Genomic DNA, 20,846 nt, shown 5'->3' on the forward strand with positions numbered 1-20,846 from the left:
AATATGAATCACTTCATAAACCTGACTTACTTTAGTGTGAGACTCTTGATACTTTCGCTATCTGATCCGAGGATCAGCTCGCTTTCATCAAGCGCCCACACTTATCGGCTGTTAATTTTTAAAGAGCGTTTCTGCGAGGAATCTGAGACCCCTCGGCAGCGCTGCGTTTTCAGCAGCAGAGAAGCGAGATTATGAACCGTGTTTCGCAGCTCGTCAACAACTTTCTGAACGACTTCGTTGCGACTGCGGGGCCCATCTTCCTGCGCCGCCGCGGCTCGTTACCACCGAACCCCAACAGCACCGCTTCCCTTCCTCCCGCGCCGCGTTTCCGTTAGCGCGAAAGAGGCGTGATTCTAAGCAGCTCGCGGCATTCGCGCAAGGGGCTTGCAGCAACTTTTTTACGCAATTCGGCCGTCCGGCCATGCGTCGGCACCAGACCGCTTATGGTGCAAAGAACGGACTAGAATGTGAGGTTCTTCGCCTCTTTCTATATACGTCTTTAATATGCGCCAGCGAATCGCCAAACGCCTTCCCCCCGATGCCGACAAACTGGTCGGTCTGTCACTTGCGCTCTTCGCGTCGGGCAGCCGCATCGAGGATCGCTTCTGGGAAGCGAAGCTCGATGCGCTGCTCGCCAAGATTGTCCGCAACGGCAATCAGACGACGCTCGATGCCGCGCTCGACCATCTTCAACAGAATCATCCCGACGCCTACGGCGCGCTCGCCGACATGGCCGAGACGCACAGCGAGTCGATGGTGATCGAACACGACGGCCAACCGTACGATGCGCTGCTGGTCGCCGTCCCGGTTCTCGCCTGGACGCGCTACATGATTCCGTCCGGTCCGCTCAAGGGCGACGTTGCCGACGCGTTGCGAACGCACCTGCAGGCGCACGTGCTGGCGAACGGCACGCTCGTCGGGCTCGCCCCATTCCTCTACAGCATCGACCAGTTGCCGCGACACCATGTGGAAACCTACCGGCTCGCCCAGCAGCTCGCACATGCGGCGATCGGCCAGCACACCCCGAAGCTGAGCTTCGGCGACCTGCCGGAAACTTCGCCGATCCTGGCCGATCCGCGCTTCCTGCTGGCGGTCGTCGCCGCGCCTGCCGGCTCGCCGCTGTTCCGCTGGCAGGAAGAAGAAAACGGCAGCCGTATCGAGCGTGGTCAGTGCCTCGAACAATGGGCCGCACAGGGCGGCCCGAACCTGGCGATCGCGCTGCCTGGCTGCGAATTCGAATGCCTGCTTCCGGACGCGTACTACTCGGCCTGCCGCGATGCGGACGAACGCGTGCGTCCGCACACCGTCCGAACGGCCATTCGTTATCTATTCGACACACTTGGTGCAGCGCCGCAAGAGCTGCGCGCGGTGGTCGCCGGCTTCGGCGAACGTCGCATCGACGAGTATCGCGTCGGCTTCACGCGGCGTGCCAGCAACGACGTGATCTATGGTGTCGTGTGGCCGCTCTACGGCCGTGAAAACGGCGACGTATCGATCGATAGCGCGACGCTCGAGGGCGAAGCGCCGATCGAAGGACCGCTCGAGGAAATCGTGAGCCTGCTGAAAGAATGCGGCGTAACCGACGTCCGGCGGCACGCGGGCCGTTTCGAACCCGAATACTGCGACGACTGCGGCGTACCGCTTTACGCCGATCCGCTCGGTGAAATCGTCCATGCGGAAATGCCGGAAGACGCGTCGCCCGCCCAACCGCACTTTCACTGATCCACCCCGCAGGCCCCGACAGCCTGCCCCGCCCAAAGCCGCTTCCGGTGACCACCGGAGCGGCTTTTTTCTTGTCCGCTGCCCCGCCGCCCAAAATTTCGAACTTTTCCTAAGCCTTTCAGCCAAGCAGACATCGTGTAAGGTCTTTGTCATTATCGGGGCCAGCTTATACCCAACGGCAATCAATGACCCACCTTATGGAGGTTGAATATGCGGTTCTTGGTACTTAACTCAGACGCCGAACGGCGTGACGGACTGAAGACCCTGTTGCGGCAGATCGACCGGCACGCCAGCATCAACGACGCGCCTGACGGTTTCCAGGCACGCCGGCTGCTGCGCACCCAGCGTTTCGACCTCGTCGCGATCGACTGGCTGGACGTGGGCCGGCTCAGCGAGCTTCAGGCGCTCGGCAACGCATGCTCGCCGACACCGGTCGCCGTTCTGGTCGACGACATCTCGCCCGAAGCCATCCAGCGCTTCTTCAATTACGGCGTCGCGGGCGTCATCCCGCATTCCACGCGGCCGCACCTGATCGTGCGTGCGCTCGAGATCGTACTGCTGGGCGGACACTACATTCCGCCGATCGCCCTCAGCCTGCTGCCGTCAACGGCAATGGCGCGCCACGACGCCCATTTCCAGACGCTCGCCGGCTCGCTTCCACGGCGCCCGCCGAGCGGACTCCTGTCGCCGCGCCAAGCCCAGATCATGCGGTTCGTCCACATGGGCAGCACGAACAAGATGATTGCCCGTACGCTCGGCATCAGCGAAGGCACCGTGAAGATCCACCTCGCGAGCATCTTCCAGCAGCTCGGCGCCGCAAACCGCGCCGCCGCGGTCGCGATCTACAACGGCTGGCTGTCGCCCCATCTCGAGGTACTGCTGGCGAACCGCAATCGCGCCCGCAAGCTGGCCATCGGCGAACACGGCCCCGCTCCGCTGCGAACACAACGGCATGACCGTCCGTACCCGTTGCCTATCGCCAACGCCGGCACACAGGACCTGCCGCTCGCCGCCGAGCCGCCGGCACGGTTCCGGCGCGGACGCTAGGCCAACAGTCTCGATATTGCGACGGTCGGGCATGTGCAGGCTCCCACCTTTGATGCTCAACGAGTAATATGGACGCATGGGTTTTCTTTTCACACCGCTTCCGCTCTGGGTTGGCATCGGTGGCTGGATCGCCGCCGTGGCCCTGCTCGCGCTCGCGATGTGGAATCGCCCGTTCGTACGCCTGCAGGACGCCACGCTTCAGCACGTGTGGCTCGCGCTCGTCACTGCGATCACGGTCCTGTGGGCCTCGAACGCATGGCTCGAAGATGGCATCGTCATGCATCTGCTTGGCGCAACGCTGCTCGTCACGCTGTTCGACTGGACACTCGCACTGGTCGCGATGGGCGCCGTCACGGCGATGGCCGCAGTGATATTCGACGCGCCGTGGCAAGGCGTCGGCCTGACCTATCTGGTCTACGGTGCGCTGCCTGTCGGCGTGTCGGCATTGCTGCAACGCGCCGCGCTCGCCTGGCTGCCGCACAACCTCGCGTCATTCATCACCGGACAGGGCTTCCTGTCGCCCGCCATCGCGATCGTCGCGGTCGCCGCCGCGGCGGCCGGTGTTCAGCTCGCGCTCGCGGACGGCGTGCCCGTCGTGATTCCGGCCGGCTATTTGCTGAACACCGCGCTGCTCGCGCTCGGCGAAGCATGGTTCACCGGCATGGCAACGGCACTCATCGCCGTCTATCGCCCCGCGTGGGTCACGACCTTCGACGTCCGCCGCTACCGCCTCGGCGGCCCGCGCGCCTGAATTTCCTCCGGATCGGCTCCACGCATCTGCGTGCCGGGGCACTTTCCGCGGCGCGCGCCGAGTACGTCGCCTACTGCCGCACAACTTTTTTACGCTAAGATTGAACTCCTGTTCTTCATCGGGCCTCTATACGTGCCCGATGTCTCCTTCGCTCCTCACCAATAACCAGATGGACAGCTCACCTGCCTCGCTCCGGATTTTCCGGGCGCTCGGCAAGCTGGCAGCCTGTATCGCGGGCCTGTCGCTTGCGCTTCCCGCGCCGGTATTTGCCGACCTGCTCGACCAGCGCTCCGAACTGATCAACAAATTCGTCAACGAGATGCATGCCGATCCGCTCGCCGCGGATTGTGCGGCGCACGGCAGCTTCATCGCCAGCACATCGACGGCGTTCGACCGCGTGGACTTCGCGCCGAACGCATTCGACAGCGGCAACGCGACGATCACGCCGTGGAACGACTCGTTCGACCAGGGCAAGCAGCGCGTGAAAGTCGACAACATCGTCACCGTCGACGGGCTCGGCATCCACGGCAACGGCAGCGATCCGACGCCGCTGAAGTTTCGCTGCGGCTATGTCGGCCAGCAAATGCTTGCGTTCAGTTGGAACGACCCGGTTCCGCCGCTGAAGCCGCGCGTCGAGCGCTCGTCGTCCTCGACGAAGAAGTTCAAGGGCAAGTCGCACCGCGGCAAAGCCAAGGCGAAGGCATCGGGCCGCACCGGCAGCAAGAAGGCCGTCTCGACGAAGAAATCAGGCGGCCAAAAGAAAGCCGTGAAGAAGAAAACCGCGAAGAAATCCTGATACGACGGAGCGGCAACGACAGCAGCAAAAAGCCGGCGCATCTCGCGATGCACCGGCTTTTTTCATGCGACGACGGCAGCGCCTACGCGAACGTGTCGACGTGCACCAGGATCGCGGCGAGCATCGCCGCGCCGAGCGCCGCGCTGCGCTCGCCGTTCCAGCCGACGCGCTCGTCGGGGAGGTTCGCGTTGTCCTTGAACGGCATTTCGAGCGTCAACGACAGGCAGCCGAACTGGTGGCCGATGTACTTCGACGCGAGCTTCAGCGCATCTTCCTTGTACTTGCTCGCCGCGTAGCCATGCTCGGTCTGGAAGTCCGGGCTCGCGACCTTGAACGCTTCGATGAACGCGGCCTGCTCCTTGCCCTGCTGCTCGGTAAAGCTCGGCAGCATCTCCGAGCCGGCGACGAACACGTACGGCAGATCCTCGTCGCCGTGAATGTCGAAGAACATGTCGCAGCCGATCGCGTGGATCGCGTCGCGCACGGCCAGCACTTCGGGGCTGCGCTCGGCATCGGGCGCCATCCACTCGCGGTTCAGGTTCGCGCCGGCCGCATTGGTGCGCAGGTTACCGTGCACGCTGCCGTCCGGATTCATGTTCGGCACGATGTAGAACGTCACGCGATCGTAGACCTTGCGCGCAACCGGATCGCCGGCCCAGTCGCCCCATCCGGCCAGCCGTTTGACCAGCCCTTCGACGAACCACTCGGCCATCGACTCGCCCGGATGCTGGCGCGCGATGATCCACACCTTCTTCTTCGGCGCGCCGTCGAGTTCCGGCGTGCCGAGCGTCAGCAGCGACATCGGACGGCCTTCGACCGTGCGGCCGAGTTCGACGACGCTCGCCTGAGGCAACTGCTGGACCGCGCCGAGAAACGCGGCGTGACGCTCTTCCGAGTACGGTTCGAAATACGCGTAGTAGATGCTGTCGAACTCCGGCGTATGGTCGATGGTCATCGTCTTGCCGTCGAACGTCGTCGGCACGCGGAACCAGTCGACGCGGTCATAGCTCGCCACCGCGTGGTAGTTGCGCCAGCCCGACGGATACGCGCATTCGGCTGCGTTCTCGAACGTCATCACGCATCGCTCGCCGCGTGCACCCGTCAAGCGGTAGTAAAACCATTGCGCGAATTCCGAACGATTGTCGCCGCGCACGCGCAGCCGGATTGCGTCGGGGCTGTCGCACGACACGACGTCGATTGCGCCTGCGTCGAAATTACTGGTGATCGAAAGGGCCATCTGTCCATCTCCTTTGTCGACCGGCGCTGGCGCTTCAGCGCTTACGCCGGTCCCATGCAAAGCGGTCGACCGAAGCAGGCGGTATGTCGCCGGTCCGGCCTCACGCATGCGCCGACCGTCTCGCGAACGGCCGGCAGGGTCACTCGCCGATGCGCCGGCGATATACGTAAGTCGAATCGTTCGACGCAGCCGCATCGAACGCATAGCCTTCGGTGGCGAATTCCTTCAGCGCCTTCGGGTCGGCGATACGGTTCTCGACGACAAACCGCGCCATCAGGCCGCGCGCGCGTTTCGCATGAAAACTGATGATCTTGTAGCGGCCGCCCTTCCAGTCCTCGAATACCGGCGTGATGACCGGTGCTGCCAGCAGCTTCGGCTTGACCGACTTGAAGTATTCGGTCGACGCGCAGTTGACGAGCACGCGCGCCGCGCCGCTGCGCGTCTCGAGTTGCTCGTTCAGCGCCCGCGTGATGCGATCGCCCCAGAACGCATACAGATCCTTGCCGCGCGCGTTCGCGAACCGCGTGCCCATCTCGAGCCGGTACGGCTGCAGCAGGTCGAGCGGACGCAGCAGCCCGTACAGGCCCGACAGCACGCGCACGTGATGCTGTGCATAGTCGAGATCGGCGGACGACAGCGATTTCGCGTCGAAACCCTCGTAGACGTCGCCGTTGAACGCCAGCACAGCCTGCTTCGCGTTGGCCGGCGTGAAGGTCGGCGACCAGTCGGCGTAGCGCTGGAAATTCAGGCGCGCGAGCGGATCGGAGATATCCATCAGCGTCGCGATGTCCTGCGGCGACAGCTTGCGCAGGCCGTCGATCAACTCCGACGCATCGTCGACGAATGCAGGCTTCGTGTAAGACTGGACGTGCGCGGGCGTGTCGTAGTCGAGGGATTTGGCGGGAGAGAGAACGATTATCATAGAGGCTCGCTGGCACGCCGTGCCTTGCGGTCAGACGAAAACCACCGATTGTAACGAATGACCCGCTCTCTCGCCCCGCATGCCGCACACCGCGTCGTGCTCGACTCGAACGTCTGGATCGACATTCTCGTATTCGACGACCCCGCCACGCGCCCGATCCGCGCCGCGCTGGAGCACGGCACGCTGGCCGCCGTGATCGACGGCCGCTGCCTGACCGAACTCGAATACGTGCTCGACTATCCGCAGTTCCAGTCGCGCGCGATCGACAAGGCGGCCGCGCTCGCGACCGTCGCCCGGCTCGCGAGCCTCGTCGAACCGCCGCCCGTCGACGCCGGCGCGCCGCCGCTGCCGAAGTGCAAGGACCGCGACGACCAGAAGTTTCTCGAACTCGCGCGCGCCGCGCACGCCGATTGGCTCGTGTCGAAAGACCGCGCGCTGCTGAAGCTCGCGAAGCGCACCGCCCGCGACTTCGGTTTCCGCATCGCGCAACCCGCGCCATTTGCGCAAGCCTGCGCACTCGACGCCGCGCCGCCCGTCACGGCGACGCCGGCCTGACGCACCTCACCCGATTCCGACCGTATCGATGAACGCTCCTTCAGATATGCCAACGACACCCGTTTTCCCCTCGCGCCTGCCGAACGTCGGCACGACGATCTTCACGGTGATGAGCGCGCTTGCCGCCGAAAAAGGGGCGGTGAACCTCGGCCAGGGTTTCCCGGATTTCGATTGCGATCCGCGCATCGTCGATGCGGTGGCCGCCGCGATGCGCAACGGGCACAACCAGTACCCGCCGATGGCCGGCGTCGCGCCGCTGCGCGACGCGATCGCCGACAAGATCGCGCGGGTGTACGGCCGGCGCTACGATCCGGCCGCCGAAATCACCGTGACGGCCGGCGCGACGCAGGCGCTGCTGACGGCGATCCTGTGCGCGGTGCATCCGGGCGACGAAGTGATCGTCGTCGAGCCGACCTACGACAGCTACCTGCCGTCGATCGAGCTCGCCGGCGGCAAGCCCGTGTTCGTCACGCTGGAGGCGCCCGACTACGCGATCCCGTTCGACCGTCTCGCGGCCGCGATCACGCCGAAAACGCGGATGATCCTGATCAACACACCGCACAACCCGACGGGCACCGTGTGGCGCGAGGCGGACATGCGCAAGCTCGAGGACATCGTGCGCGGCACCAACGTGCTGATCCTGTCCGACGAGGTCTACGAACACATGGTCTACGACGGCGCGCGCCACGAGAGCGTCGCGCGCTATCCGGAACTCGCCGCACGCAGCTTCATCGTGTCGAGCTTCGGCAAGACCTATCACGTGACCGGCTGGAAGGTCGGGTACGTCGCGGCGCCTGCCGCGCTGACCGCTGAATTCCGCAAGGTCCACCAGTTCAACGTATTCACGGTGAACACGCCGATGCAGATCGGGCTCGCCGACTACCTGCGCGACCCGACGCCGTACCTGTCGCTCGCCGGCTTCTATCAGCAAAAGCGCGACTTCTTCCGGGCCGGCCTCGAGCGCACGCGCTTCAAGCTGCTGCCGTGCACGGGCACGTACTTCCAGTGCGTCGATTACTCGGCGATCAGCGACCTGCCCGAAGCGGAATTCTCGACGTGGCTCACGTCGGAGATCGGCGTGGCCGCCATTCCAGTGTCGGCGTTCTATCACGAGCCGCACGAATCGGGCGTCGTGCGCTTCTGCTTCGCGAAGCGGGAAAGCACGCTCGCATCCGCGCTCGAGCGGCTCGCCCGCCTGTAAGCCCGCACGGGGGCGGCCGCACGCCGCCCTTCGGGAAACGCGGTTACGAACGCGCGACGTTCGCCGCTTCGACATACGCCTTGCGCTCGGCTGCCACGCGCTGCGCGGCAGGGCGTTCGCTCACCGTCTTGGCGTGGGCCTTCCAGTCGATGCCTGCATCGAGCAGGAAGTCGCGGCCGAATATGGCCTTCGTCGCCATCCCGATCACCGGCAGATGAACCCACGCGGCAATGTCCGCGAGGCCGAACGACTCGCCGAGCACATACGGCGAAAACCGCGTCATCTGCTTGAACGCATCGATCGCGCGCGGCAGGCGCTTCTCGACGTGCGCCTTCATCCCGTCGCTGACCTTGCCGCCGAAAAACGCTTCCGTGTACACCTCGCGCGCCACCCATTCGAGATACAGCTCGAGCGTCTCGACCAGTTCGCGCACCTTCGCCGCCGCGAACGGGCTCGCGGGCAAAATGCCTTTCTCGGGATAGCGCGCCGCCAGGTATTCGATGATCACCTGGGACTCGAACAGCGCACCCTCTTCGGTCTTCAGGAACGGAATCTTGCCGAGCGGCGAATCGGCGAGCTGCACCGGATCGCTGACCGGCAAAGCGCAAACCGACTCCTCGAACGGTATATCGTGCTCGAGCAGGACGAACTTCACCTTGTTGTAGTAGTTGGACAACGGAATACCGCACAGCTGTAGCATCGGAGTCTCCTTCGTTGCTGGAGCACGGCCGCATCGACGCCGGCCGCCTCGAGGTTCATCGCGCCGAAAAGCACGTTCGTGCTAGTCTAAAGCAAGTTTTTCGTCCGTCACGACAACATTACATCCGCTGCGGCGACAGCCCTCGCTCTTCGCGGGATACACTCGGCGTCGCCGCGCCACCCGATGGAGACACGCTCGCATGAGTGCTGAACTGCTGGCCTCGCGCCCACCCGAGAGCGATTCGACGCTCGTCCTCACGCTGTCCAATCCCGGTGCGCGCAACGCACTGCATCCCGACATGTATGCGGCCGGCATCGAAGCGCTCGCCACCGCCGAGCGCGATCCGGCGATTCGCGCCGTCGTGCTGACGGGTGCCGATCGCTTCTTCTGCGCAGGCGGCAACCTGAACCGGTTGCTCGAGAATCGCTCGAAGGATCCGTCCTTCCAGGCCGACAGCATCGATCAGCTCGCGGCATGGGTCACGGCGATCCGCGCGTCGACGAAGCCGGTGATCGCGGCCGTCGAGGGCGCCGCGGCCGGCGCCGGCTTCTCGCTCGCGCTCGCGTGCGACCTGATCGTTGCCGCACACGACGCGAAATTCGTGATGTCGTATGCACGCGTCGGCCTGACACCCGACGGCGGCGGCTCGTGGTTTCTCGCCCGCGCGTTGCCGCGTGCGACCGCCGCCGAGATCCTGTTCAAAGGCAAACCCGTTGCCGCGGAACGCCTGCACGCGCTGGGCGTCGTCAATCGGCTCGCCGCGCCTGGCACGGCGCTGAGCGACGCACTGGCGTGGGCCGACACGCTCGCCGGCATCTCGCCGAACGCGCTCACGCGCATCAAGTCGCTGCTCGACGAGGCGACCGCCCAACCGCTGGACGCGCACCTCGGCACCGAGCGCGATCATTTCGTCGCGTCGCTGCATCATGCGGACGGGCTCGAAGGCATCAGCGCCTTTCTCGAGAAGCGCCAACCGCGCTACAAGCGCTGATCCACCGCGTCGGCCTTCGAACCGACGCCACGCCACCGCGTCCATCCGGTGCGGCACGTCGACGCCGCGTGCACCGCCGGCGACGCCCGCCCGGCCGCGCATGCCCGCCGGCACGGGCATTTCCGCCACCAGCAGCCCGCGTCGATCCATGCTCTAATGACCGCCTGTCGCGGCGCCGCCGGCGCCGTTTTCGCGCATGCCACACAGGAGTTGACGATGATCGACGTCTATAGCTGGGCGACCCCGAACGGCCACAAGGTGCACATCATGCTCGAGGAAACGGGCCTCGCGTATCGCGCCCATCCGGTCGATATCGGTGCGGGCGACCAGTTCGAGCCCGCGTTCCTGAAGATCAGCCCGAACAACAAGATCCCCGCGATCGTCGATCCGGATGGCCCCGGCGGCCAACCGATCTCGCTGTTCGAATCGGGCGCGATCCTGATCTACCTCGCGGAGAAGACCGGCAAGTTCCTGCCGACCGATCCGGCCGCGCGCTATGCGACGCTCGAGTGGCTGATGTTCCAGATGGGCGGTGTCGGCCCGATGCTCGGGCAGGCGCACCACTTCCGGCTGTATGCGCCGGAGAAGATCGAGTACGCGGTCAACCGCTACACGAACGAAGCGAAGCGCCTGTACAACGTGATGGAAAAGCGGCTCGGCGAATCCGAGTATCTCGCGGGCGACACGTATACGATCGCGGACATTGCGACGTTCCCGTGGACGCGTTCGTGGCGGAACCAGGGCATCGAGCTCGACGCGTTGCCGAACGTGAAGCGCTGGCACGAGGCGATCGCCGCGCGACCGGCCGTGCAGCGTGGCGTCGAGGTACTCGCGTCGATGCGCAAGGCGCTGCAGGACGACAAGGCACGCGAGGTGCTGTTCGGCGCAACGCAATACGCGAAGCACTGACACGCAGGGTGGACGCAGCGGCATCCGCGCATGCCGCTGCGTGCTTCAGAAGTAATGCAGCGTGATGAATTCCGCCGCGCATACCGGCAGCGGCGCGTCGGGACGCTCGATCTGCATCGATACCGACCACGTCACCTGAATACCGCCGCGCGCGGCGTCGGCGATTTCCTTCACCGCGAACAGCGCGCGCACGCGCGCCCCGACCGGCACCGGCTTCAAGAACCGTACGCGGTTGAGCCCGTAGTTCACGCCCATCTTCTGCTCGAAGCGCATTGCGTCGGTCATCAATGCAGGAATCAGCGACAGCGTCAGGAACCCGTGCGCGATGGGCCCACCGAACGGCGACTCGCGCCGCGCGCGTTCGGGGTCGACGTGAATCCATTGGTGATCGCCGGTCGCGTCGGCGAAACCGTCGACGCGCGGCTGGTCGATCTCGATCCAGCCGCTCGCGAGCGGCTCCGCGCCAACCCGCGCCTGCAGCGCCTGCGCGGACGCGATCAGCGGCAAGGTCACGTCGGTCATGCGTTCGCGCCTGCCGGATGGCGCAGCCCGAAAATCACCTTGGTGTGCACGCTGATCACCGTCTCGCCGGCTTCGTTCACGCCGACCCATTCCGTCGACACGATGCCGCGATCGGGCTTGCTCTCCGACACGCGCTTGTCGTGCACCTTCTGGTACATCGTGATCGTGTCGCCGGCGCGCACCGGCTTCAGCCAGCGGATCGAATCGATGCCCGGCGAGCCCATGCTGGTCGAGTCCGGCCCCAGCTTCTGGACCAGCAGGCTCATGAACACCGAACACGTATGCCAGCCGCTCGCGACGAGCCCGCCGAAGTGCGATGCCTTCCCTGCTTCCTCGTCGACATGGAACGGCTGCGGATCGTAGCGCTGCGCGAACGTCTTGATGTCGTCGGGCTCGAACGTGTAGCGGCCCACTTCGGTGGTACTGCCCACCACCAGATCTTCGTAACTGATGCCCACTGATAAGTCTCCTTGTCTGGCGCGCTCGCGCGTCGCCGTCATGCTACGTCGGTCTGCGCGAAATCGGGCAGCGCCGCGAGGCGGGCGAGGTGATGATCGGTATCGCCGAGCGTCGTCTCGATGATCGACAGCCGCTTGAACAGGTGCGCGGCGGCCACCTCGTTGGTCACGCCCATGCCGCCGTGCAACTGGATCGCCTGCTGGCCGACGAAGCGCGCGGCCGATCCGACCCGCGCCTTCGCGGCCGACACGGCCTTGCGCCGCGCATCGGCATCGCCGTTCGCATAGCGCACCGCCGCGAGATAGGTCAGCGAACGCGCCTGCTCGGCATGAATCAGCATGTCGACCATCCGGTGCTGTAGCGCCTGAAAGCGCGCGATCGGCACACCGAACTGCTCACGCGTCTTCGTGTATTCGACCGTCGCGCGATTCAGCTCGTCGAGCGCGCCAACCGCTTCCGCGCATAGCAGAAAGGTCGCGTAATCGGCAATCTGCTCGAGCGCCGCCGCGTCTCGCGCCCCACCCGTCAGGAGTCGGGCCGGCGTGTCGTCGAACGTGAGCGTCGCGGCACGCTGGCCGTCGATGGTCCGGTAGTCGACCACCTTCGCGTTGGCCGCATCGCGTTCGACGACGAAGAGGCCGATACCGCCGCCGTCGACACGCGCGGGCACGATCCAGACGTGCGCCTGGGCGCCGTGCTGAACGACCGACTTGATCCCGGTCAGCCGGTACGTGCCGTCCTGCTCGCGCGCGCGCGTGTCGAGTTCGTACAGGTCGTAGCGCGCCTGCGGCTCATGGAACGCGACCGCCACGCGCTTTTGTCCTTGTGCAATCGCCTCCAGCAGCGCGGCGTCGTCGCCCGCGCCGGAGCCGGCGATCCGCAACGCCTCGACGCCGACCGCCGTGGCCCAGTACGGCTCGATCACGAGCGCGCGGCCGAGTTCCTGCATCACGACCAGCATGTCGACCGGCCCGCCGCCGAAGCCGCCCTGGGCGTCCGGCACCGGCAACGCGGTCAATCCGAGTTCGGTGAATGCGCTCCACTGCGCGTCGGACACACCGGTATCGCTGCGCACGATCGCCTGACGCGCCTCGAAGCCGTATTGCTCGCCGAGATACCGGCGCAGCGCATCGGCGAACTGCTGCTGCTCATCGGTAAAGCTGAAATCCATGGTTGTCTCCGTTCCCTGATCACAGCCCCAGAATCATCTGCGCGATGATGTTCTTCTGGATCTCGTTCGACCCGCCGTAGATCGACGTCTTCCGGTAATTGAAGTAGTACGCGGCGAGCGGCGCCGCATCGTCGTCGCCGGCGATGCTGTGCTCGCGCTCGCCGGCGAGGAACGGCACGTCGAACGGTGCGGCCAGCGGGCCGATCGCTTCGACCATCAGCTCGGTGAGCGCCTGTTGCACCTCGGTGCCCTTGATCTTCAGCATCGACGCTTCGGGGCCCGGCCCCTTGCCGCTCGTCTCGCGGCTGACGACGCGCAGCACCGTCACTTCCAGCGCCATCAGCTCGACCTCGAGCGCCGCGACCTTCGCGGCGAACACGGGATCGGCGAGCAACGGCTTGCCGTTCTTGCGCTGGTTCGACGCGATGCGCTTCAGGAACGCGAGCTCCCGCTTCGACGCGCCGACGCGCGCGATGCCGGTGCGCTCGTGGCCGAGCAGGTATTTCGCGTAGGTCCATCCGCGGTTCTCGTCGCCGACGAGGTTCTCGACCGGCACCTTCACGTCCTCGAAGAACACCTCGTTGACCTCGTGGTCCTCGTCGAGCATCACGATCGGGCGCACCGTGATGCCGGGCGTTTTCATGTCGATCAGCAGGAACGAGATGCCTTCCTGCTTCTTCGCGGCCGGATCGGTGCGCACGAGGCAGAACATCATGTCGGCGTACTGGCCGAGCGTGGTCCAGGTCTTCTGGCCGTTGACGACGTAATGATCGCCGTGGCGCTCGGCGCGCGTGCGCAGCGATGCGAGATCGGACCCGGAACCCGGCTCCGAATAACCCTGGCACCACCAGTCCGAGCCGTCGAGAATGCGCGGCAGATAGCGGCGCTTCTGCGCTTCGCTGCCGTATTTCATCAGGACCGGCGCGACCATCGACACCCCGAAAGGCAGCACGGTCGGCGCACCGATGCGCGCGCACTCCTCGTCCCAGATGTGCCGCTGCGTCGCGTTCCAGCCCGGGCCGCCATATTCGACGGGCCAGGCGGGCGCGGACCAGCCGCGCTGGCCGAGAATCCGGTGCCAGCTCGCGAAATCCTCGCGGTCGAGTCGTTTGTGATCGAGTACCTTGGCGCGCAGTGCGTGAGGCAGGTTGGCCTCGAGCCAGGCGCGGACGTCGGCGCGGAACGCGTCGTCGGCGGGGGAATAATCCAGATCCATGCGCAGTGTCTCCTGTCGACCCGAGTTAACGCTTTAGCGCCTGCTCTGATCTCATGCAAAGCTGTCCGCGGCCGTCCCCGGCCAAGGACACACTGCGTACGTCATTGCAGCGGTTCTTTCAGCGCGGCAGGAATCGGCAGCGGCATCACGTCGATGCCTTCTTCGAGCAAGGACTGCGCATCCTCCGGCGTCGTGACGCCACGAATGCTGCGTGCCGGCGCCTCGTTGTAATGAATGCGCCGCGCTTCCTCGGCGAAGCGCTCGCCCACGTTCTCGGTCTTCTCCAGCACCTCGCGCAGCGCGCGCATCACCTGCGCCTGCAGCGCACGCGGATCGGCCGGCTGCGGCTGCGTCGCGCCCGACAGGTTCAGGCGCGGCGCCGACGGCATCCGGTTGATCTCCGTCGTTCCGCACACCGGACATTCGACCAGCTTGCGGGACAACTGCGCTTCGAATTCATCGGCGGAAGCGAACCAGCCTTCGAACCGATGACCGTGCGGACACTGTAAATCGAGGACCTTCATGCTGAATCAGGGCGTGTGACGAGTGTAGCGCAAAAAGCGGTTTTGTGAACGATCGTGCTAAATCCGGATTGCGCAGCGCGAACGCACTGCGTCGCCAGATTGTAACGCGGCGCCCCGGCCGCCGCCGACGCCGCGCTCAGGGCGTGACGACCGGGCCGAGCGGCCACGTGCCGGACAGCACCTTGTCGAGCCACATGGTGCCGATGATCGTCTTCACGTCGGAGATCTGGCCCGTGCGCACCCACTCCTGCAGGTCGTCCAGCGTCGCGGTGAAGGTTTCGAGGAATTCGCCTTCGTCGAGCTTGCGCTCGCCGGCCGTCAGCCCGCGCGCGAGGTACAGGTCGATGAATTCGGTCGAATAGGAAATGATCGGATGAATGCGGGCCAGGAACACGTACTCGCGCGCCGTGTAGCCGGTTTCCTCGCGCAGCTCGCGCGCCGCGCACGCGAGCGCGCCTTCGTTCGGATCGAGCTTGCCGGCCGGGAATTCGGCCATCACCTTGCCGATCGGATAGCGGAACTGGCTCTCCATCAGCACGCGGCCGTCGTCGAACAGCGGGATCACCATCACCGCGCCCGGATGCTGCACGTATTCGCGCGTGGCTTTCTTGCCGTCCGGCAGACGGACGGTATCGCGCTTGAGCTTGAGGAACGCGCCTTCGAAGATCGCCTCGCTCTCGAGGCAGGTTTCGGTCAGTGCGGCGTCGTGATTGGGTAGTTCGGCCATCGGCGGCTCCTGGATGAGCACGACGGACGGCCGAAGCCGTCAGCGTCGTTTGACGAGATATTGGAACGTGAAGCCGGGAAACGCGAACACGACGAAGAGACTGAACGTGATCGCGTAAAACTGCCAGCCCTGTTCGAAGCGGTTGCCGGCGCGCGACTCGAGCCAGAAGCCGAGCGCGCCGACGATGAAGTACAGCACGATCAGCTCGCCGATCCGCACCCACGCACTCTTCTTCGTCGCGCCGAACGGCACGACGGCGAAGAGGCGTTGGTTCAGGAACGGCAGGTTGGCGCATACGAGCGCCAACAGCACGATGAACCAGCCGGCTGCCGACATTACAGCGGCAGCGTGTGGCGGATTGCCTGCAGGCAGGCGGTCAGCAGCGGGCTCGGGATCAGGCCGAGCACGACGACGGCCAGGCCGTTCAGCACGAGGATCGTGCGCTTGCAGAAATCGCCCGAGATCGGCGTCGAATCCTGCGGCGCATCGAAGTACATCAGCTTCACGATGCGCAGGTAGTAGAACGCGCCGAACAGCGACGTGATCACGGCCAGCACGGCCAGCCACGTGAGGCCTGCGTTGACGGTCGCCTCGAGCACCGCGAGCTTCGCGTAGAAGCCGACGGTCGGCGGAATGCCGGCCAGCGAGAACATCATGACCATCATCACGAACGCGAACACCGGGCTGCGCTTGTTGAGGCCCTTGAAGTCGTCGATCGTTTCGGCTTCGAAATCGCGGCGCGCGAGCAGCATCACCACGCCGAACGAGCCGAGCGTCGTGATCAGATAGACGATCGCGTAGAACATCGCCGAGCTGTAGGCGTTCGCCGGCGCAGCCGCGTCGCCCTTCACGATGCCGGCGAGCAGGCCGAGCAGCACGAAGCCCATGTTCGAGATCGCCGAGTACGCGAGCATCCGCTTGATGTTGCGCTGGACGATACCGGTGATGTTGCCGACGATCAGCGACAGCGCGGCGAGGATCACGAGCGCGGTCTGCCAGTTCTGGGCGAGCGGCAGCAGGCCCATCACCAGGAAGCGCAGGCCCCACGCGAACGCGGCAACCTTCGGACCGCCGCCGACGAACAGCGTCATCGCGGTCGGCGCGCCCTGGTAGACGTCCGGCACCCACATGTGGAACGGCACGGCCCCGAGCTTGAACGCGATACCGGCGACGATGAAGATCACGCCGAACATCAGCACGGCCGCGTCGGTGTTGCCGCCGACCGCCTTGTACACTTCGCCGAGCTCGAGCGAGCCGGTCGCGCCGTAGAGCATCGAGATGCCGTACAGCACGAAGCCCGATGCGAGCGCGCCCAGCACGTAGTACTTCATCGCGGCTTCGCTCGACTGCGCGGCGTCGCGGCGCAGCGCGATGACCGCGTACAGCGACAGCGACATCAGTTCGAGACCGAGGTACAGCGTCAGGAAGTTGTTGCCCGACACCATGACCAGCTGGCCGAGCAGCGAGAACATGCCGAGCAGGAACACGTCGCCGCGGAACATGTCGCGGTCTTCGAGGTACTTGCGCGAATAGACGAGCGAGACCGCGAAACCGAACGACACGACGGCCTTCATCATGCTCGCGAACGAGTCGACGACGACCATCTTCGAGAAGAAGTAGTACTGCTGCGGGTCGAGCGCCTGGACCGCGAACCACACGCCGGCGACGACCGACGAGACGACCGCGATCAGATAGGTCAGGCGGCGGCCGGACGCACCGGTAAAGGTGTCGTTCAGCCATGCGACGACGATGGCGGCCAGCACCAGCGCGTCAGGCAACAGAACATTCATAGGGGCGTTTTGCATGATCTTGAGTTCCTCCGCTCGCGATTACTGGGCCAGCGGCAGCTTCGACTGCGCGACGTGGGAGAGGAGGTTTTCCACGGAAACGTGCATCACGTCGGTGAAAGGCTTCGGATACAGGCCCATCAGCAGCGTGAACGCGGCGAGCACGGCCAGCATCAGGAATTCACGACGGCCGATGTCCGTCAGCTTGGCGACGTGATCGTTCGCGACCGCGCCGAAATACACGCGCTTGTACATCCACAGCGTGTAGGCCGCGCCGAGAATCAGCGTGAACGCCGCGCCGAATGCGATCCAGAAGTTGTACTGGACGGCCGCGAGAATCACCATGAACTCGCCGACGAAACCGGACGTACCCGGCAGGCCGCAGTTGGCCATCGAGAACAGCATCGCGAACGCCGCGAACTTCGGCATCACGTTGACGACGCCGCCGTAGTCGGCGATCTGGCGCGAGTGCACGCGGTCGTACAGCACGCCGATGCAGAGGAACATCGCGCCCGACACGAAGCCGTGCGAGATCATCTGGACGATCGCGCCTTCGACGCCGAGCTGGTTGAAGATGAAGAAGCCGAGCGTGACGAAACCCATGTGCGCGATCGACGAATACGCGACCAGCTTCTTCATGTCGGCCTGCACCATCGCGACGAGACCGATGTAGATCACCGCGATCAGCGACAGCGTGATCACGACGGGCGCCAGGAAGTGGCTCGCGTCAGGCGTGATCGGCAGCGAGAAGCGCAGGAAACCGTATGCGCCGAGCTTGAGCATGATCGCCGCCAGCACGACCGAGCCGCCCGTCGGCGCTTCCACGTGCGCGTCCGGCAGCCACGTGTGCACCGGCCACATCGGCACCTTCACCGCGAACGCGAGGAAGAACGCAATGAACAGCAGGATCTGCGGCGTCATCGCGATCTTCGCGTTCTGCCACGTCGCGAGGTCGAACGAGTGCGTTTCCGTGTACAGGTAGATCAGCGCGACCAGCATCAGCAGCGAGCCGGCCAGCGTGTACAGGAAGAACTTGAACGCCGCATATACGCGGTTCGGGCCGCCCCACACGCCGATGATGATGTACATCGGGATCAGGGTCGCCTCGAAGAACACGTAGAACAGCAGGCCGTCGGCCGCCGAGAACACGCCGATCATGATCCCGGACAGGATCAGGAACGCCGCGAGGTACTGCGCGACGTTCTCGGTGATCACTTCCCAGGCGGCGATCACGACGATCACCGTGATCAGCGCGGTCAGCACGACGAACCACATCGAGATGCCGTCGACGCCGAGGTGATACGCGATGTCGAAGCGCTGGATCCACGTCGACTTCTCGACGAACTGCAGCGCAGCGGTGCTGGAGTCGAAGCCCGTGATCAGCGGGATCGTGACCGCGAGACCGAGCAGCGCGCCGATCAGCGCGACCCAGCGAGCCGTCCCCGGATTTTTGTCGTTACCCACCGCCAGCACGAGGAGGCCGAAAACGATCGGCAGCCAGATCGCGGTACTGAGAATCGGAAAAGCGTGCATTAGTGTTGTCTCCCCGCCTTATTTGCCGCCGAGCGTTACAAACAGGGTCAGGAGCCCCAGCATGCCGATGATCATGGCGAACGCGTAGTGATAGATGTAACCGGATTGGAGGAAGCGGATCACGCCGGCGAACCAGCCGATGAACCGGGCGCTGCCGTTCACGAGGCCGTCGATCACCACGACGTCGCCCTCCTTCCACAGGCCGCGGCCGATCGCCACCGAACCGCGGGCGAACACCACTTCGTTGATCTTGTCCATGTAGTACTTGTTGTCCAGCAGCGTGTAGATCGGGCCGAACGCGCGGCGGATCGACGCCGGCAGCTCCGGACGCTTCAGGTACAGGAACCACGCGACGACGACACCGGCAAGCGCGAGCCACACCGGCAGGCCCGACACCGAGTGCAGGCCCATGCCCACCCAGCCGTGGAACTCCTCGGCCATCTCGGCCAGCGCCGGATGGTTTTCGCCGATGAAGATCACCTTGTCGAATGCGACGCCGTGCTGGAAGAAATCGCCGAACAGCATCGGGCTGATCGCGATCGCGCCGATGATCACCGACGGGATCGCCAGCAGGACCAGCGGCACCCACACGACCCACGGGGTCTCGTGCGGCTCGTGCGCGTGGTCGTCATGACCGTGGCCATGGCCGTGATCGTCGTGGCCGTGCGCGGCTGCCATGCCCATCGGCGACTCCGGATGCTTCGGCTTGCGGAAGCGCTCTTCGCCGTGGAACACCAGGAAGTACATGCGGAACGAGTACAGCGCGGTGACGAACACGCTCGCCACGACCGCGAAGTAGGCGAAGCCCGAGCCCGGCAGGTGCGACAGCTTCACCGCGTCGATGATCGAGTCCTTCGAGTAGAAGCCCGAGAAGAACGGCGTGCCGATCAGCGCGAGCGAGCCGACGAGCGACGTGATCCACGTGATCGGCATGTACTTGCGCAGGCCGCCCATGTTGCGCATGTCCTGGTCGTGGTGCATGCCCATGATGACCGAGCCGGCGCCGAGGAACAGCAGCGCCTTGAAGAACGCGTGCGTCATCAGGTGGAACACGGCGACCGGGTAAGCGGACACGCCGAGCGCGACGGTCATGTAGCCGAGCTGCGACAGCGTCGAGTACGCGACCACGCGCTTGATGTCGTTCTGGACGATGCCGAGGAAGCCCATGAAGAGCGCCGTGATCGCGCCGATCACCGTGATGAACGACAGCGCGGTATCCGACAGCTCGAACAGCGGCGACATGCGCGACACCATGAAGATGCCGGCCGTCACCATCGTCGCCGCGTGAATCAGCGCCGAGATCGGGGTCGGGCCTTCCATCGAATCGGGCAGCCACACATGCAGCGGGAACTGGGCCGATTTACCCATCGCGCCGATGAACAGGCAGATACAGGCAACGGTCAGCAGGCCCCAGTCGGTGCCCGGGAAGTGCAGGCTCGCGAGCTCCGCGCGCTTCGCGAACACTTCGCCGTAGTTCATCGAGCCGGCGAACGCGAGCAGCAGGCCGATGCCGAGCAGGAAGCCGAAGTCGCCCACGCGGTTCACGAGGAACGCCTTCATGTTCGCGTAGATCGCGCTTTCGCGCGTGAAGTAGAAGCCGATCAGCAGGTACGACACCAGACCCACCGCTTCCCAGCCGAAGAACAGCTGCAGGAAGTTGTTGCTCATCACGAGCATCAGCATCGAGAACGTGAACAGCGAGATGTACGAGAAGAAGCGCTGGTAGCCGTCCTCTTCCGCCATGTAGCCGATCGTGTATACGTGCACCATCAGCGAGACGAAGGTCACGACGACCATCATCATCGCGGTCAGCGAATCGACGAGGAAGCCGACCTCGAGCTTCAGCGAGCCGACGTTCATCCATTCGTAGACGGTCGCGTTGAAACTCGCGCCGCCCATCACGTCGAGGAAGACTTTCGCCGACAGGAGGAACGCGATCAATACGCCGAGGATCGTGATCCGGTGTGCGCCCTTGCGCCCGACTGCGTTCCCGAACAGCCCCGCAATCAGCGAGCCGGCCAGCGGAGCGAGCGGAATCGCCAGCAGCAGGTTTTCATTGAGTGTCGTTGACATAAC

General features: G+C 64.9%; 21 protein-coding genes. 8 read left to right on the forward strand and 13 right to left on the reverse strand.

Annotated elements, in window-relative coordinates; all coding sequences use genetic code 11:
* Positions 1–504 precede the first annotated feature (504 nt).
* From CFB35_RS11545 to CFB35_RS11560, 4 genes are all read left to right on the forward strand, one after another.
* Positions 505–1,722, forward strand: a complete 1,218-nt coding sequence (locus CFB35_RS11545) for a DUF2863 family protein (protein ID WP_060010291.1) — start codon at positions 505–507, stop codon at positions 1,720–1,722.
* A 210-nt stretch (positions 1,723–1,932) separates the two neighbouring features.
* Positions 1,933–2,769, forward strand: a complete 837-nt coding sequence (locus CFB35_RS11550) for a response regulator transcription factor (protein ID WP_059583567.1) — start codon at positions 1,933–1,935, stop codon at positions 2,767–2,769.
* Between the two features lie 76 nt (positions 2,770–2,845).
* Positions 2,846–3,520 (forward strand): energy-coupling factor ABC transporter permease, encoded by a 675-nt coding sequence (locus CFB35_RS11555; protein ID WP_059583569.1) that lies wholly within the window; start codon positions 2,846–2,848, stop codon positions 3,518–3,520.
* Between the two features lie 139 nt (positions 3,521–3,659).
* Positions 3,660–4,316, forward strand: a complete 657-nt coding sequence (locus CFB35_RS11560; protein ID WP_089465007.1) for a BspC domain-containing protein — start codon at positions 3,660–3,662, stop codon at positions 4,314–4,316.
* Between the two features lie 82 nt (positions 4,317–4,398).
* Here the strand turns inward: CFB35_RS11560 and CFB35_RS11565 are convergent, their stop codons facing one another.
* Together CFB35_RS11565 and yaaA are read right to left on the reverse strand one after the other, a co-directional pair.
* A complete protein-coding gene (locus CFB35_RS11565) occupies positions 4,399–5,553 on the reverse strand; it encodes a M14-type cytosolic carboxypeptidase (RefSeq protein WP_059583573.1) in 1,155 nt (384 codons plus the stop codon).
* 139 nt (positions 5,554–5,692) lie between these two features.
* Positions 5,693–6,475: a peroxide stress protein YaaA gene (gene yaaA / locus CFB35_RS11570; RefSeq protein ID WP_059646637.1), complete on the reverse strand. Its 783-nt coding sequence runs from the start codon at positions 6,473–6,475 to the stop codon at positions 5,693–5,695.
* Between the two features lie 57 nt (positions 6,476–6,532).
* Here yaaA and CFB35_RS11575 point away from each other — a divergent pair, with 57 nt between their 5' ends.
* Positions 6,533–7,030 (forward strand): putative toxin-antitoxin system toxin component, PIN family, encoded by a 498-nt coding sequence (locus CFB35_RS11575; RefSeq protein WP_059583577.1) that lies wholly within the window; start codon positions 6,533–6,535, stop codon positions 7,028–7,030.
* A gap of 28 nt (positions 7,031–7,058) precedes the next feature.
* Positions 7,059–8,231, forward strand: coding sequence for a pyridoxal phosphate-dependent aminotransferase (locus tag CFB35_RS11580; RefSeq protein ID WP_059646632.1), 1,173 nt, complete (start codon positions 7,059–7,061; stop codon positions 8,229–8,231).
* A gap of 43 nt (positions 8,232–8,274) precedes the next feature.
* Here CFB35_RS11580 and CFB35_RS11585 read toward each other — a convergent pair whose 3' ends face one another.
* Entirely contained in the window at positions 8,275–8,931 is a 657-nt protein-coding gene (locus tag CFB35_RS11585) for a glutathione S-transferase (RefSeq protein WP_059583581.1), read from the reverse strand.
* Between the two features lie 199 nt (positions 8,932–9,130).
* Between CFB35_RS11585 and CFB35_RS11590 the strand changes: the two genes are divergently transcribed.
* Both CFB35_RS11590 and CFB35_RS11595 read left to right on the forward strand, forming a co-directional pair.
* Positions 9,131–9,922, forward strand: a complete 792-nt coding sequence (locus CFB35_RS11590) for an oxepin-CoA hydrolase, alternative type (RefSeq protein ID WP_089465008.1) — start codon at positions 9,131–9,133, stop codon at positions 9,920–9,922.
* 216 nt (positions 9,923–10,138) lie between these two features.
* Positions 10,139–10,831, forward strand: a complete 693-nt coding sequence (locus CFB35_RS11595) for a glutathione binding-like protein (RefSeq protein ID WP_059583763.1) — start codon at positions 10,139–10,141, stop codon at positions 10,829–10,831.
* A 45-nt stretch (positions 10,832–10,876) separates the two neighbouring features.
* Here the strand turns inward: CFB35_RS11595 and CFB35_RS11600 are convergent, their stop codons facing one another.
* The 10 genes from CFB35_RS11600 to nuoL all read right to left on the reverse strand — a co-directional run bounded on the left by CFB35_RS11600 (position 10,877) and on the right by nuoL (position 20,843).
* On the reverse strand, positions 10,877–11,353 hold the full coding sequence (locus CFB35_RS11600) for a MaoC family dehydratase (RefSeq protein ID WP_059583586.1): 477 nt from the start codon (positions 11,351–11,353) through the stop codon (positions 10,877–10,879).
* On the reverse strand, positions 11,350–11,811 hold the full coding sequence (locus tag CFB35_RS11605; RefSeq protein WP_059583588.1) for a MaoC family dehydratase: 462 nt from the start codon (positions 11,809–11,811) through the stop codon (positions 11,350–11,352). Before CFB35_RS11605 ends, CFB35_RS11600 begins: the two co-directional genes overlap by 4 nt.
* Before the next feature lie 38 nt (positions 11,812–11,849).
* Complete coding sequence (locus CFB35_RS11610) at positions 11,850–12,983, reverse strand: acyl-CoA dehydrogenase family protein (RefSeq protein ID WP_059583590.1); 1,134 nt, start codon at positions 12,981–12,983, stop codon at positions 11,850–11,852.
* A 19-nt stretch (positions 12,984–13,002) separates the two neighbouring features.
* Positions 13,003–14,199 carry an acyl-CoA dehydrogenase family protein gene (locus tag CFB35_RS11615; protein ID WP_059583591.1) on the reverse strand — a complete coding sequence of 399 codons (1,197 nt, stop codon included), beginning with the start codon at positions 14,197–14,199 and terminating at the stop codon, positions 13,003–13,005.
* Between the two features lie 101 nt (positions 14,200–14,300).
* Positions 14,301–14,723: a DUF1178 family protein gene (locus CFB35_RS11620; RefSeq protein WP_059583593.1), complete on the reverse strand. Its 423-nt coding sequence runs from the start codon at positions 14,721–14,723 to the stop codon at positions 14,301–14,303.
* A 136-nt stretch (positions 14,724–14,859) separates the two neighbouring features.
* Positions 14,860–15,450 (reverse strand): NUDIX domain-containing protein, encoded by a 591-nt coding sequence (locus CFB35_RS11625; protein WP_059583595.1) that lies wholly within the window; start codon positions 15,448–15,450, stop codon positions 14,860–14,862.
* Between the two features lie 39 nt (positions 15,451–15,489).
* Positions 15,490–15,786: a DUF2818 family protein gene (locus tag CFB35_RS11630; protein WP_059583597.1), complete on the reverse strand. Its 297-nt coding sequence runs from the start codon at positions 15,784–15,786 to the stop codon at positions 15,490–15,492.
* Positions 15,786–17,240 (reverse strand): NADH-quinone oxidoreductase subunit NuoN, encoded by a 1,455-nt coding sequence (nuoN, locus tag CFB35_RS11635; protein WP_059583598.1) that lies wholly within the window; start codon positions 17,238–17,240, stop codon positions 15,786–15,788. The genes CFB35_RS11630 and nuoN overlap by 1 nt, the downstream gene beginning before the upstream one ends.
* A gap of 39 nt (positions 17,241–17,279) precedes the next feature.
* A complete protein-coding gene (locus CFB35_RS11640; protein ID WP_059583600.1) occupies positions 17,280–18,770 on the reverse strand; it encodes an NADH-quinone oxidoreductase subunit M in 1,491 nt (496 codons plus the stop codon).
* An 18-nt stretch (positions 18,771–18,788) separates the two neighbouring features.
* The gene (gene nuoL, locus CFB35_RS11645; RefSeq protein ID WP_059583601.1) at positions 18,789–20,843 is read right to left on the reverse strand and encodes an NADH-quinone oxidoreductase subunit L; all 2,055 of its coding nucleotides are present in this window, start codon (positions 20,841–20,843) and stop codon (positions 18,789–18,791) included.
* Positions 20,844–20,846: the final 3 nt, after the last annotated feature.

This window comes from Burkholderia sp. AU16482, from assembly GCF_002223285.1.
Taxonomy (GTDB): domain Bacteria; phylum Pseudomonadota; class Gammaproteobacteria; order Burkholderiales; family Burkholderiaceae; genus Burkholderia; species Burkholderia semiarida.